12 protein-coding genes are annotated in these 13,857 nt (G+C 66.4%); 6 read left to right on the forward strand and 6 right to left on the reverse strand.

Annotated elements, in window-relative coordinates; translation table 11 throughout:
- Positions 1-127 precede the first annotated feature (127 nt).
- Positions 128-985 (forward strand): PRC and DUF2382 domain-containing protein, encoded by an 858-nt coding sequence (locus AB0280_RS14665; RefSeq protein ID WP_307488601.1) that lies wholly within the window; start codon positions 128-130, stop codon positions 983-985.
- Between the two features lie 438 nt (positions 986-1,423).
- Positions 1,424-2,740, forward strand: coding sequence for a DUF6350 family protein (locus AB0280_RS14670; RefSeq protein WP_159632603.1), 1,317 nt, complete (start codon positions 1,424-1,426; stop codon positions 2,738-2,740).
- Positions 2,741-2,753: 13 nt separating this feature from the next.
- Here the strand turns inward: AB0280_RS14670 and AB0280_RS14675 are convergent, their stop codons facing one another.
- A complete protein-coding gene (locus AB0280_RS14675) occupies positions 2,754-3,185 on the reverse strand; it encodes a hypothetical protein (RefSeq protein ID WP_159632602.1) in 432 nt (143 codons plus the stop codon).
- 39 nt (positions 3,186-3,224) lie between these two features.
- Between AB0280_RS14675 and purN the strand changes: the two genes are divergently transcribed.
- Both purN and AB0280_RS14685 read left to right on the forward strand, forming a co-directional pair.
- A complete protein-coding gene (gene purN, locus AB0280_RS14680) occupies positions 3,225-3,818 on the forward strand; it encodes a phosphoribosylglycinamide formyltransferase (RefSeq protein WP_307488600.1) in 594 nt (197 codons plus the stop codon).
- Positions 3,819-4,127: 309 nt separating this feature from the next.
- Positions 4,128-4,877, forward strand: coding sequence for a hypothetical protein (locus AB0280_RS14685; RefSeq protein ID WP_366367673.1), 750 nt, complete (start codon positions 4,128-4,130; stop codon positions 4,875-4,877).
- Positions 4,878-4,945: 68 nt separating this feature from the next.
- On the opposite strand, the gene AB0280_RS14690 is transcribed toward AB0280_RS14685, so the two are convergent.
- Complete coding sequence (locus AB0280_RS14690) at positions 4,946-6,298, reverse strand: MFS transporter (protein ID WP_159632600.1); 1,353 nt, start codon at positions 6,296-6,298, stop codon at positions 4,946-4,948.
- A gap of 143 nt (positions 6,299-6,441) precedes the next feature.
- Between AB0280_RS14690 and purH the strand changes: the two genes are divergently transcribed.
- Positions 6,442-8,127, forward strand: a complete 1,686-nt coding sequence (purH, locus tag AB0280_RS14695) for a bifunctional phosphoribosylaminoimidazolecarboxamide formyltransferase/IMP cyclohydrolase (protein ID WP_275180446.1) — start codon at positions 6,442-6,444, stop codon at positions 8,125-8,127.
- Between the two features lie 86 nt (positions 8,128-8,213).
- Here the strand turns inward: purH and AB0280_RS14700 are convergent, their stop codons facing one another.
- Both AB0280_RS14700 and AB0280_RS14705 read right to left on the reverse strand, forming a co-directional pair.
- A complete protein-coding gene (locus tag AB0280_RS14700) occupies positions 8,214-8,387 on the reverse strand; it encodes a hypothetical protein (RefSeq protein WP_275180445.1) in 174 nt (57 codons plus the stop codon).
- Positions 8,371-9,339, reverse strand: coding sequence for a trypsin-like serine peptidase (locus AB0280_RS14705; protein WP_159632598.1), 969 nt, complete (start codon positions 9,337-9,339; stop codon positions 8,371-8,373). The genes AB0280_RS14700 and AB0280_RS14705 overlap by 17 nt, the downstream gene beginning before the upstream one ends.
- A 328-nt stretch (positions 9,340-9,667) precedes the next feature.
- Between AB0280_RS14705 and AB0280_RS14710 the strand changes: the two genes are divergently transcribed.
- Entirely contained in the window at positions 9,668-11,887 is a 2,220-nt protein-coding gene (locus AB0280_RS14710; RefSeq protein ID WP_224025405.1) for an NADP-dependent isocitrate dehydrogenase, read from the forward strand.
- An 87-nt stretch (positions 11,888-11,974) separates the two neighbouring features.
- Here the strand turns inward: AB0280_RS14710 and AB0280_RS14715 are convergent, their stop codons facing one another.
- Positions 11,975-12,478, reverse strand: a complete 504-nt coding sequence (locus tag AB0280_RS14715) for a hypothetical protein (protein WP_307488597.1) — start codon at positions 12,476-12,478, stop codon at positions 11,975-11,977.
- Entirely contained in the window at positions 12,475-13,770 is a 1,296-nt protein-coding gene (locus tag AB0280_RS14720; protein ID WP_307488596.1) for a serine/threonine-protein kinase, read from the reverse strand. Before AB0280_RS14720 ends, AB0280_RS14715 begins: the two co-directional genes overlap by 4 nt.
- Between the last annotated feature and the right edge of the window lie 87 nt (positions 13,771-13,857).

The raw sequence follows: 13,857 nt of genomic DNA on the forward strand, positions 1-13,857 counted from the left end.
ACGGTAGTGGGGCAGTCAGCGCAGAGCCTCAAGCAGCCGGGGCGGAAGCCGGATGACGGGAGAATGCCCCGGTCCGGAACATCCACTGCTGGCAGACCCAGTGCAAAGACCATCCAAAGGAGACGTCATGCTCAACAGGGAAAACCTTGAAAACCTGCTCACCAAGGGCGGCAACGTCGTCGGTTCCGACGGCACGAAAATCGGTTCGATCGGTCAGCTGTACGCAGACGATGACACGGGCGAGCCCACATGGGTCACCGTGAAGACGGGGCTCTTCGGTACCTCCGAGTCCTTCGTTCCGGTGGAGGGCGCGCACAACCAGGGCGAAGACCTGGTGGTTCCCTTCACCAAGGAGCACGTCAAGGACGCTCCCCGCGTGGATGCGGACGGCCACCTCACCCCGGAGGAAGAGGACCGGCTCTACACGTACTACGACCGCGGTGCCCGGACCTACACCGAGGCCCGTTCCGGCACCGCCGGGGACGTTGACCTGCAGGGCGACGCCGACCTGAACGCAGGCACCCCCACCGCCGGGATCGGTGCAGGCCGCGACACCTATGACCGCGACGAAACCGCACGCGGAACCGTTGGCCACGACACCTCCGGCCCCACCACGGACGACGCCATGACGCGGTCCGAGGAGCAGCTGCACGTGGGCAAGGAACGTGAGGCCACCGGCCGGGCACGGCTGCGTAAGTACGTCACCACCGAAAACGTCACCAAGACCATCCCGGTGGAGCGTGAAGAAGTACGCATCGAGCGGGAGCCCATCACGGACGGCAACCGCGGTGCAGCCTTCGACGGACCGGCCATCAGCGAAGAAGAGCACGAGGTGGTCCTGCACGAGGAACGCCCCGTTGTTGAGAAGGAAGCCGTTCCCGTGGAGCGGGTCCGCCTGGACAAGGAAGTTGTCCGTGACGATGTCACGGTCAATGAGGAAGTCCGCAAGGAAAACATCGAAACAGACGGCGACACCCGTCGCTGATCGGGACCCGGGGCTCCGGCCCCCAGTTCCGCGGGCAGCCCGGATGAATCAGCTGCCCTGACACGGTGAACGGCGCCGGGAGCCTCCAGGAGGCTCCCGGCGCCGCACTGTTTAAAACGCTGGTGCAGCCGCGCCGGAAGCGGTGGCTGCACCAGCCAGTAGGACGAATATCTTCAGAACTTACGGTTCATCTCTCATTCGCGGCTCCTGTTTTCCCGGTTGACGGTATCCGGGTACACGGCTGGCAGTGTCCACGTCCGGCAGCCAGCAGAAATCACACCATGCCCTCAGCGGGGCGGCGGGTTGTGGTTTCTACCAATTTTACGGCGGGGCAGGGCAAAAAGCGCCGCACGCCGGGGCATTTGATTGGTGATCAGTGGCTCCCCGGAGCCTGTCGTTCGCGGGTCCGGCACGCCCGGCGTGACACCATGGAACACGATGAAACTGCGCGCTGATCAGACCGGAGACCGTGGCCTACCCATGCCGTTGTGGCTGCAGGGTGCCCTTGAAGCGGCGCAGGCGGCCATCATTTCGGCCCTGGTGGTCGTGGCGCCCATCGTTGCCGTCTGGGCCACTGCCGGATTCCAGAACGGGCAGTTCGAAGTCCTGGCCCGCCTGGCCGGGCAGTCCTGGCTCCTGGTCCATGGGGTGCCGCTGGAACTTGCCGGCACAGGACCCGGGACTGCCACCCACGGCGGGTCCGGCATCCTGAGCCTGATTCCGCTGGGCCTGACCCTCATCCCTTTCCTTCTGGCCTGGCGGGCCGGCCGGCGGCTGGCCCGCGCCTCCTATACGGACCAGCTGTGGCAGGCGCTGCTTGGCTCGTGGGCAGTGTATGCAGCGTTCGGCGCCGCTACCGGGTTCGTCTGCCGCAGCGCCGACGTCGGCATCAACCTCTGGTTCGCCATGCTGGTTCCCCTTGTCCCGTTCGGGCTGGGAATGGTGGTTGGCGCCCGGAGGGAGGCCGGGTCCTGGAGCCGGCTCATCGGCGTTGACGCGGTGGACTGGATCTCGCGCACCAGCCAGCACTCACGCTGGGCCGGATCGTACTTCGCATCCGCGGCGAAAGCGGGGTCCGTCGCCGTGCTGTCCGCCCTCACCCTCGCCGCAGTCCTGCTGGCGGCAGACCTGTTCATCCACTGGAACCTGGTGGTTTCCGTTTATGAAGCGCTCGACGCCGGCCCGGTGGGAGGTGCCGCCCTCACCATCGCGCAGCTGGGTTTCCTGCCCAACCTTGTGGTGTTCGCCCTCGCCTGGACGTCGGGCGCCGGGTTTGCGATGGGGGCGGGCTCCCAGGCCGGGGCGCTGGGGACCGCCGTCGGGCCGCTTCCGTCCATACCGGTCCTGGCTGCCATCCCGTCGGGGTCCCTGGACTACGCCTTCGTGGCCCTGGTTGTTCCGGTGCTGGCAGGTGTCATGGCGGGATGGTGGTTCCTGCGGGAGGGCGAAAACCACTTCGACGAGTGGCTCGCCATCAAGGTGCATGCCCGCTGGTTCACCGCCACCGTCTCCACGCTGGTGCTCGGCGTGCTCGTGGGCGTGGCGGCGGGCCTGCTGACGGCCTGCCTGGCCTGGATCGCCAGGGGGTCAGCCGGCCTTGGCCGCCTGACGGCCATTGGGCCCGACCCCCTGTGGACCGGCCTGTGGGTGGCTGCCGAGGTAGGCATCGGCGTCGTTGTCGGTTACGCTGCCGGACCGTGGCTGGAGCGGGAGAACACCGGGGCGGCGGAACACGATGCGGAGCTGGTCCACTAGGACCAGGCCGCCGCTAGCGGACCTTGGTGGGCAGGAGGTCCTGGAACTGGGCCATGCACGCATGGGTGGCCCGGTCCGTCAGCGCCCGGCCCAGGCACGCCTGGTACTCGCGCACCTGGTCAAACAGGACCATGGTGGTGACGATCAGCAGCACCATGACGGCGGCCACCACCAGTCCGGAAATGGTGCCGAGGAGAACCAGCCTGGATTCCTTGAGGCGGATTGACCGGACCAGCAGGACGATCCCCAGGACCAGGCCCGCGGCGGTCAGCACGGTCGCCAGCCACAGGTAGCCGACGTCCAGCTGGTACACGAAGAACGATCCGAGGACCGAGACCACGAACATCCGGAACAGGGTGCGGGTCTTGGCAAGGGAGGCTTTCGCCGCCTCGCTGAGCGGGGGCCTGACCTGCTGCTGCCCGCTCCGGCCCGGTTCGCTGTTCATGTTTTCCAGCGTACGCGAGCCTGCACCTAAGCTGGACCAATGCGTATCGTCGTCCTCGTTTCCGGAACCGGGTCCAATCTCCAGGCAGTTATCGACGCCGTCAAGGCGGGGGACCTCGACGTGGACATCGCAGCGGTGGGCGCGGACCGCGAGGGAACCTACGGCGTCGAGCGTTCCGCTGCCGCCGGGATCCCCACCTTCGTGGTGAACTTCAAGGCCTACCCGGACCGCGCGGACTGGAACGCAGCGCTGACCCGGGCTGTGGCCGCCTACAAGCCGGACGTGGTGGTTTCTTCCGGGTTCATGCGGATCGTCAGCCCGGAGTTCATCGACGCTTTCCACGGCAAATACCTCAACACACACCCGGCACTGCTCCCCGCTTTCCCCGGTGCGCACGGCGTCCGGGATGCCATGGCGTACGGCGTGAAGGTCACCGGCTGCACCGTGCACTGGGCAGACGCCGGCGTGGACACCGGCCCCATCATTGCCCAGGAAGCCGTGGCCATCGAGGACACGGACACCGAGGAAACCCTGCACGAGCGCATCAAGGTGGTGGAGCGCCGGCTGCTGGTCTCCACCCTGGCCGCCCTGGCGGCAGACCCCGCGTACTCCGCCGCGCCCCACCCCAACTAGGTCGCGCCAAGTGTCGTTTTACCCCCTCAAAACGACAGCTGGCGCTACCTACATTGTTTGAGTGGGCCGAGCCTGTGGATAACGTCCAGCAAGGACAGTTGCGGCTGCCACCATGGGCTGATGAAGGTTCCTCGTCCCATGCCCGGACAATTTGAGTCGCTGCCGTTCACCTTCCGGGAGGCAGTCGACGCCGGCATCAGCCGCCGCCGGCTGCGTCACCGGGGCTTGCAGCGGCCCAGCAGGGGCGTCCGGGTGCCGGACTCCTGCGGCCGAACGGATTTGGCCGCTTGCCTCCGGCCCTACACCCTGGTGACGGAATTTGCCGCGGCTTCCTACGCATCCGCTTTTCTGTTGTGGCAGTTTCCAGGGTTCCTGCCAGGCTGCAACGAACCGCTGTTGCATGTCTCCCGTCCCGACACGGTGGCCATCATGCGCCGGCCCGGTGTGAGGGGCCACCGGGGACAGTTCTTCGACGACGAGATTGTCAGCCACCAGGGCCTGCTGGTCACGTCGCGGACCCGGACGTGGCTGGATTGCTCCCGCAAGATGGGCATCGAGGAATTGACCGTTGTTGCAGACCATCTGATCCGATACCCGCGCCCGGAATTCGAAGGCAGATTCGAACCCTATGCAACGCTTGAAGATCTGGCGGAGATGCTGGACAGGCACAAGGGAACACCCGGAATACGCAAGGCCCGTCTTGCCCTTGATTTGGCCAGGGTGGGTTCCGACTCCGCACAGGAAACCAGGCTGCGGCTGGCTCTGGAGTATGCCGGCTTGCCCGAACCTCTACTGAACGTGCCCACGCCGCTGGCCCCCGGCGTCGTACGTCAACCCGACCTGAGCTATCCCGAACAGAAGGTGGCGGTGGAATACGACGGTGAGGGACATTCGGCAGCGGGACAGATTGAGCGGGACATTGCCCGCGAAGAGGATTTCGGACGCGGTGGATGGATTCTTGTGCGAATCTCAAAGCGGCACATGGAACAAGACGCGAAGCTGGCGGTGGCAAAAGTGCGGCGGACAATGCTGGCCCGCGGCTGGTTGCCCGGAGGCTAGAACCAGGTAGCGCCAAGTGTCGTATTGAAGCTCCAGAACGACACTTGGCGCTACCTGGTTGGGAAAGGTTACTCCAGGCGGGCCTGGCGGGTTTCGGGGGAGAAGAACGCCATCCACAGCACCGAGGCCAGCACCAGGGCACCGGCCAGGGCGAAGGATGTGGCCAGCCCGAGTTCCGGCCAGAAGTAGTTGGCGAAGATCAGCGGCCCAAAACCCGCACCGAGCCGGGAGAATGTGGACGCCCAGCCGAATCCGGTGCCGCGCAGTTCGGTGGGATAGAGCTCGGAGACATACGCATAGAGCACCGGAATGGCCACCTGCACCACGAACCCGAACACCAGCAGCCAAAACACGGCGGCCGTGGGGATGTCCACCACGAATGCCACGATCACCAGGGTCAGCGCGGACAGCGGACCGGTGATGGCAAGGATCCATTTGCGCCCCACACGTTCCACCAGGAGCGCCGCCACCACCACGCCCAGGAAACCGACGGCGGCCATGGACGCCGTGGTGACGAACGCCTTGTACTCGGCGAAACCTGCGCCGATAAGGATCCTCGGCATCCATGTCAGGGACAGGTAGTACACCAGCAGGATGCTGAAGAACAGGGCCCAGGCGGCAGCCGTGATCTTCCAGTTGAACTGCCACACCGAGCGCAGCTGGGTCCAGGCGCTGCCGGCGGAAAGCCGGGGAACGTCCCGGGCGTCGGGAAGGCTGTAGGCGCGGGGTTCCGCCCCGGTGGCTTCCACCAGCCCATCGATGATTTTGGCGGCTTCTTCCCGCCGCCCCTTCCTGATCAGGAACAGCGGGGATTCCGGCACGCTCCGCCGGATCCAGAAGACCAGCAGGGCGGGAAGCACCATCACCAGCATGGTCAGGCGCCAGTCGCCGTAGAGGGCCACCAGTCCGGCGGAGACGAACCCCGCCAGGGCTGCGCCGATGGGCCACCAGCCGTCCATGGCTGTCAGCACCTTGCCGCGCTGCTTCCGGGGGGTGAACTCACCCACCAGGGCGTAATCCACGGGAATGCAGCCGCCCAGGCCAAACCCGGCCATGAACCGGAAGACGCAGAACCAGATGAAGTCAGGGGCGAACGCGCCCAGGACGGTGAAGACCGAGAACAGCAGCAAGGTGGCGGTGAAGGCCTTCTTGCGGCCCACGGTGTCCGCGATCGTTCCCCAGATGAAGGCACCCAGGGCCATGCCGATCAGGTTTGCGGTACCCACCCAGGCGGCCTCTCCCGCGGAGAGCGACCAGTGCTTGGACAGCAACGGAATCAGGATGCCGTTCAGGGTCACATCCCAGGCGTCGAACATGAAGCCGAGGCCCCCGATCAGGAAGATCCTGCCCTGGACTTTCCATCGCCAGGGCAGTTCCTGGACCACCTGTTCGCCGCTGGGCACAGTGGTGTAAGTGTTCATCGCCGCCTCCTGTTCAAAACTCTAGCCCGCCCCCCACGGCGTTCACACTCCGGCTGACACACCGGCCAACCGCGCCTTCGCGATAAACTGGCCCTATCCCCACCAACCGCGGCCCTGTTCCGCGAGATAAGACGGAGACATTTGTGAGCTTCACGCAGCATGAGCGCGTATCCATTGACCGTGTACCCATCCGCCGGGCCCTGATCTCGGTTTACGACAAAACCGGTCTGGAGGAGCTCGCAACGGGCCTGCACGCCGCGGGCGTAAAGCTCGTCTCCACCGGTTCCACGGCCAAGAAGATCGCCGCCGCGGGCATTCCCGTGCAGGAGGTTGAGGAAGTCACCGGTTCGCCCGAGATGCTGGACGGCCGCGTCAAGACGCTGCACCCGCGCGTCCACGGCGGAATCCTGGCGGACCGCCGCGTCCCCGCCCACATGGAAACCCTCGCCAGCATGGACATCGAAGCCTTCGACCTGGTGGTGGTGAATCTCTACCCGTTCGTGGAAACCGTCAAGTCCGGTGCCGCGCAGGATGACGTCGTGGAGCAGATCGACATCGGCGGCCCCGCCATGGTGCGGTCGGCCGCGAAGAACCACGCCGCCGTCGCCATCGTGGTGGATCCGTCCTTCTACGGCCAGGTGGTGGAGGCTGCCGCCGCCGGTGGCTTCGACCTGAAGACACGCCGCCGCCTCGCTGCCAAGGCGTTCGCCCACACCGCTGCCTACGACAACGCGGTGGCCACCTGGACCGCCAGCCAGTTCCTGGACGAGGATGGCGACGGCGTCATCGACTGGCCCGCCTACGCCGGCCTGTCCCTGGAGCGTTCCGAGGTCCTGCGCTACGGCGAGAACCCGCACCAGCAGGCCGCCCTATACGTGGACAAGGCTGCGCCGATGGGCATCGCCCAGGCGGACCAGCTGCACGGCAAGGCCATGAGCTACAACAACTTCGTTGACGCCGACGCCGCCCTGCGCGCCGCCTACGACTTCGCTGAGCCCGCCGTCGCCATCATCAAGCACGCCAACCCGTGCGGCGTGGCCGTCGGCTCCGCCGATGCCGCGGACCCCATCGCCGATGCCCACGCCAAGGCGCACGCCTGCGATCCGGTCTCGGCGTTCGGTGGCGTCATCGCCGCGAACCGGACCGTGACTGCCGGCATGGCCAACACCGTCAAGGACATCTTCACCGAGGTGGTCATCGCCCCCGGCTTCGAGCCCGAGGCAGTGGAGATCCTCTCCAAGAAGAAGAACATCCGCCTGCTCGCCCTGCCCGAGGGCTACGGCCGCTACCCCACGGAGTTCCGCCAGGTTTCCGGCGGCATGCTGGTCCAGGTCACGGACAAGGTGGACGCTGAAGGCGACAACCCCGCCAACTGGACCCTCGCCGCCGGTGAAGCCGCGGACGACAAGACCCTCGCGGACCTCGCCTTCGCCTGGACCGCCTGCCGGGCCGCGAAGTCCAACGCCATCCTCCTGGCAGAGAACGGCGCCGCAGTGGGCATCGGTATGGGCCAGGTCAACCGCCTGGATTCCTGCCGCCTGGCCGTGGAGCGGGCCAACACCCTGGGTGTCACGGTGGAGTCCGACGTCGAAGGTGCCGGCGGCGCTTCCAACGCGGACGCGAGCGGCGCACCTGAGCGTGCCCGCGGTGCCGTGGCCGCCTCCGACGCGTTCTTCCCCTTCGCTGACGGCCTGCAGATCCTGATCGACGCCGGCGTCCGCGCCGTGGTGCAGCCGGGCGGTTCTGTCCGGGATGAGGAAGTGATTGCGGCGGCGAATGCTTCCGGTATCACGATGTACTTCACCGGAGCCCGCCACTTCTTCCACTGATAGCCACGCTTCATCGCCGGCCCGGATTAACGACGACGGCGCCCGTCCCCTGCGCAGGGGACGGGCGCCGTCGTCGTTGTGCTGGTTCAGTCCTGGTCGTCTTGGCCGGAGCCGGGCTCCGGGAGCTGAATCTCCCGGGGCTTCGCCGCCGCCATCCGCTCCTCTGTCCAGTACTCGAGGACTTCCTCGGGGGACTGGGTCAGGTCCACGTGGCTGACGGGATCCTCCTTCGGATCAGGTGCCTTAGGACTTTGCTGCACTGTTGAAGGTTGCCTGGATGACTTTGCCCCAGTACGGGCCGTACATCACGGCTGAGCCGTTGTAGCCATAGCTGTTGATGGAGTTCTGTACGCCGTCTGAGCCGATGCCGATGAACCACGGGCCACCTGAGGAGCCGCCCGTCATGTCGCACGGGATGCCCTGGGTACCGAACTGGGGGTTGTTCGGGTCATCCGTGGCCGTACCGGTGCAGCTGAACAGTGACGTGCCGTTAAACGGCGAGGCCTGCGGGTAGCCGTACGAGGTGTAGGTCAGGCCCCGTGCCTGGTTGAAGGCTGTGCCAGAGCCGCCGACAACATCGGTGAGCCGGTCACCGTTGCTGTCCGTATTCACGACGGCGAAGCCGGTGTCGTAGGTCATGTCGCCGTTGGAGGCCCACTGGGTGGGGGCGTACAGGGCCCTGGCGGTCCACTTGCCGTAGGGTGCCGCGCCGTTGTCGTAGGCGGGCACGAAGACGAAGTTGGTGGCGTACGCGCCCGGGCCCTCGTTTACGCAGTGACCGGCGGTAGCCACGGTGCTGCCGTTGGTCGAGGCGACGGCGTTGCCCGAGCACACATAGTTGGTGCCGCCCATGGTGAAGAAGACTTTGCCGATGTGGGAGACGGGATTCTCGCTCTGGGCAATGGTGGGCTTGCCCTTGGTCCCCTTGGTGGAGGAAGGCTTGCCCTTCTCGACCAGGGCGGCGCTGGAGCGGTTGCCGCGGCCCAGCGCCTTGCCGGCCAGGGTGTCACCTGAGACGGCGCTCTGCATGCGCTCCGGAGTCCAGTAATCCGCTGCGCCGTCGGCATTGAGCGTGACGCCGGCCACGGACGGGGCTTCATGTCCATCCGATGGTGCGGGCGCGGCTGAGGCCCCGCCGGCCGAGGTGAGTGCCAGCACGGCGGCAGCCGAGAAAGTCAGGAGGCCGGAAGCCAGAGACCTGGTGCGTGTCATTGTTGTCCTGTCTGAACGGGGTTTGGGCCCTGGATCGGGAGTGACTTAGCGAATTTATCGCCACCGGACAAGTTTGTACACAGTAGTGAGATATCAAATACCGGCTTAGGACCCTTTCACTGCCCCGGCCGCCCCTTGGTGGCGACGGCGGCCCCGGCACCCGGGCGTGTCCCGCCGTCGGCCGTTCTCCATCGCTGTAATCCTGCCCACCGCCGGGGTAACGCTGGGACTCCGGTACGGTTCAACGCCATGTCCTCGGGTAAGTTGTACATGGTGAAATAGACCGAATTTTTCACAATCAAGCCGACCCACAGGGAGACGCCCGCGCATGTCCAAGATTATCTACACCCACACCGACGAAGCGCCGATGCTGGCTACCTATTCGTTCCTGCCCATCATCGAGGCGTTCGCTTCGACTGCAGGTGTGGAGGTGGAGACCCGCGACATTTCGCTCGCCGGCCGCATCATTGCTGTGTTCGGTGACTACCTCACCCCGGAGCAGCAGATCGGTGACGCCCTTGCTGAACTCGGTGAGCTGGCGAAGACGCCGGAAGCCAACATCATCAAGCTGCCCAACATCAGCGCCTCCATCCCGCAGCTGAAGGCGGCCATCGCCGAGCTGCAGGGCCAGGGCTACGCCCTGCCGGATTACCCGGACAACCCCTCCTCCGACGAGGAAACCGCCATCCGCTCGCGCTACGACAAGATCAAGGGCTCCGCCGTGAACCCGGTCCTGCGTGAAGGCAACTCGGACCGCCGCGCGCCGCTGTCCGTCAAGAACTACGCACGCCAGAACCCCCACTCCATGGGCGCCTGGACCTCCGACTCCAAGACCAACGTGGCCACCATGGGCCAGGACGACTTCCGTTCCAACGAGAAGTCCGTGGTCATCGAGTCAGACGGCACCATCGCCATCCAGCTGGTCCGTGAAGACGGGTCCGTGAAGGTCCTGAAGAAGGCTTTCCCGGTCCTGGCCGGTGAGGTCATCGACGGCACCGTGATGCGCGCCGCCGCCCTGGACGAGTTTTTGAAGGCCCAGGTTGCCCGCGCCAAGGAAGAAGGCGTGCTGTTCTCCGCGCACCTGAAGGCCACCATGATGAAGGTCTCGGACCCCATCATCTTCGGCCACGTGGTCAAGGCCTACTTCTCGGAACTGTTCCAGACTTACGGCAAGCAGCTCTCCGCCGCCGGCATCAGCCCCAACAACGGCCTTGCCGCCATCCTCAGCAGCCTCGAGGACCTGCCGGAAGACGTCCGCGACGGCGTGCAGAACCTGATCAAGAAGGGCCTGGAAGACGGTCCCGCCCTGGCCATGGTGGACTCTGACAAGGGCATCACCACCCTGAACGTCCCCAGCGACGTCATCGTGGACGCCTCCATGCCCGCCATGATCCGCAGCTCGGGCCACATGTGGGGCCCGGACGGCAAGGAAGCGGACACCCTGGCCGTGCTGCCGGACAGCTCCTACGCCGGCATCTACCAGGTGGTCATCGATGACTGCCGCGCCAACGGCGCCTACGACCCCACCACCATGGGCACCGTGCCCAACGTCGGCCTCATGGCACAGGCGGCCGAGGAATACGGCAGCCACGACAAGACGTTCGAGATCCAGGAAGCCGGCAAGGTACAGGTCGTTGACGGCTCCGGCAACGTCCTGATCGAGCACGAAGTCTCCGAGGGCGACATCTGGCGCGCCTGCCAGACCAAGGACGCCCCCATCCGCGACTGGGTCAAGCTGGCCGTCACCCGCGCCCGCGCCTCCCAGACCCCCGCCGTGTTCTGGCTGGACGAGGAACGTGCCCACGACGCCAACCTGATCGCCAAGGTCAACGAATACCTGAAGGACCACGACACCGAGGGCCTGGACATCCAGATCATGGCCCCGGTCAAGGCCACTGCCTTCACCCTGGAGCGCATCCGCAAGGGCCAGGACACCATCTCCGTCACGGGCAACGTGCTCCGCGACTACCTGACGGACCTGTTCCCCATCCTGGAACTGGGCACCAGCGCCAAGATGCTCTCCGTCGTCCCGCTGATGAACGGCGGCGGACTCTTCGAGACCGGCGCCGGCGGCTCGGCCCCGAAGCACGTCCAGCAGCTGCTCAAGGAAAACCACCTCCGCTGGGACAGCCTGGGTGAGTTCCTGGCCCTGGCCGTGAGTTTCGAACACCTGGCCACCACCACGGGCAACGCCCGCGCCCAGGTCCTGGCCGACACGCTGGACCGCGCCACCGGCACCTTCCTGCTGGAGAACAAGTCCCCGAGCCGCCGTGCCGGCGAACTGGACAACCGTGGCAGCCACTACTTCCTGGCCCGCTACTGGGCCGAGGAACTGGCCAAGCAGACGGACGACGCCGACCTGGCCGCCGCGTTCAGCTCGGTCGCCAACGAGCTTTCCTCCAAGGAGGAAACGATCGTGGGCGAGCTGGCCGAGGTCCAGGGCTCACCTGTGGACATCGGGGGCTACTACCGCCCGGATGACGCCAAGGCTTCGTCCGTGATGCGTCCTTCCGCCACCCTGAACAAGGTCATCGCCAGCCTGGCCTAGTACCGGCTGGTAAGGCAGAGAGAAGCGGTGCCCCGGTTTCCACCGGAGCACCGCTTCTTTTGCTTTGTCACTTAGCCTGGGCGCGGTTCAGTTCTTGCCTTTGCCCTTGTCGCCGTTGTTCTTGCCGCCGTCCGCTCCGTTGCCGGCGGCACTGCCCTGTGCCGGGGCCGGTGCGGGAGCTGCCTGCGACGCAGGTGCGGGGGAGGGATCCTGGGCTGCCTGGGCGGCGGCAACGCGGGCGTCTTCGGCAGCCTTCGCGGCCGCCGCCTGAGCGGCAACCGCTTCAGTGAGGTCTGCCCGGACGGCGGTGGCCACGGTGGTGATGCTGCGGCGCCGCTCTTCGGAGACCTGGCCCTTCGCCTGGGCAGCCGAAAGGTCCGCTTCGAGGCCCTCCAGTGCCTTGAGCGCGGCTGCGGGATCGTTTTGGGAGGAAGCCTGGGTCACCTCAAGGACCCGCGCCTGGAGCTGTGTTGCCGCTTCGCGCTGCAGCCCGCTTCCGGGGGCGGCACAGGCGTTGAGGAAGGTGGTCGCTAGCAGGGCCGCCGCGCAGGCCAGCAGCAGCCGGCCCGGCACGGCCTGCCGAAGGGTCACGGCGCCACGCTCTTTTGAAGTTCCTGCAGGTGGTCGCCCAGGACACCGGTTACCGTGGGGTAGGGGACGACGTCGGCGGGCCGGGCGGAGATGCTCATCATCACCGCGGCAGCGGCTGCGGCAATCACCAGGGCAGCGAGCACCACGGCAAGCCAGATCCGCTGGTTCCGTGAGAGGCGGGGCTTGCCGGAAGCCTTGGCAGGGGAGGGGGTGGCCGCCGTCCCGGAACCGGATTGCCGGACAGAATCAGATGCGGGCGCAGGATCAGATGCGGTCGCAGGAGCCTGGGCCGACGGATCGTCAGAGGACCCCGTCGCTCCGGTGGCCCCGGCTGCCTCCCGGACGTCATCCACCGACTCTTCGGCAGTGATGGTCGGAGGGTGGAAGGGCATGGCCGGCAGTACCCGCGTGGTCTCCGGCACCAGTTCTCCGGGCGTTGAGGCCGGGGAAACCAACGCCTGGCGGAGGGCGGTCTCGATGTCGGCGGCCGATGGCCGCTCCAGCGGCTCGATGGTGGTCATGGAACGGATGAGGTCGGCCCACTCCGCGGGGACGTCGTCGGGAATTTCCGGGGCGCGGTGAAGCCGGGCAACCGCGGATTCCACCGCGCTGCCGGGGTATTCCACGGTGCCCTTGATGCATTCCAGCAGCACCAGCCCGAAGGAGTAGATGTCCGTGGCGGACGACAGCGGCTTGCCCAGGGCCTGTTCCGGGCTGAGGTAGGCGGCGGTGCCCACCATGGTGCCCGTGGCAGTGAGCCGGGTGGAATCCACGATCCTGGCGATGCCAAAGTCCGTGAGCTTGGGCCGCAGCGGCTCGCCGGGCCGGATCTGGACCAGGAGGATGTTGCCCGGTTTGATGTCGCGGTGAATGATGCCCAGACCGTGCACATAGGCCAGCGCGTCCGCGATGCCCGCGCCGATGACGCTCAGCTCTTCAAGGGGTACCCTGCTGTGCCGGATACGGGCGCGCAGGTCCTGGCCCTCCACGAGCTCCATGGTCAGGAACGGCCGGGGCTCATCCGGAATGCGGTCATCGATACCGGCGTCGAAGAGGGTTACCAGACCGGGGTGGTTGAGTGTGGCGAGGAGCTGGATCTCCGCTTCCTGGCGCTTGAGTTCATCCGCGTCCGGGGCCTGCGGGGCGAAGAGCTTCAACGCGACGTCGCGGCCCAGGTTTTCGTCCCGCGCACAGTACACCGATGACATTCCGCCGCGGCCGATGACATCACCCAACCGGTAGCGACCGCCGACAACTTCATTCTTGATGGAGCTAGGCGATTCCGCCACCATGACCGTTCCTCCCGGTGCGCTGCGGCACTGTCGTACCTCAAATTATACGGGCGGTGACGTGGAAGCAGCGATTGACCAGGCTTTCCC

The organism is Pseudarthrobacter sp. 902506025, assembly GCF_040702325.1.
GTDB lineage: Bacteria > Actinomycetota > Actinomycetes > Actinomycetales > Micrococcaceae > Arthrobacter.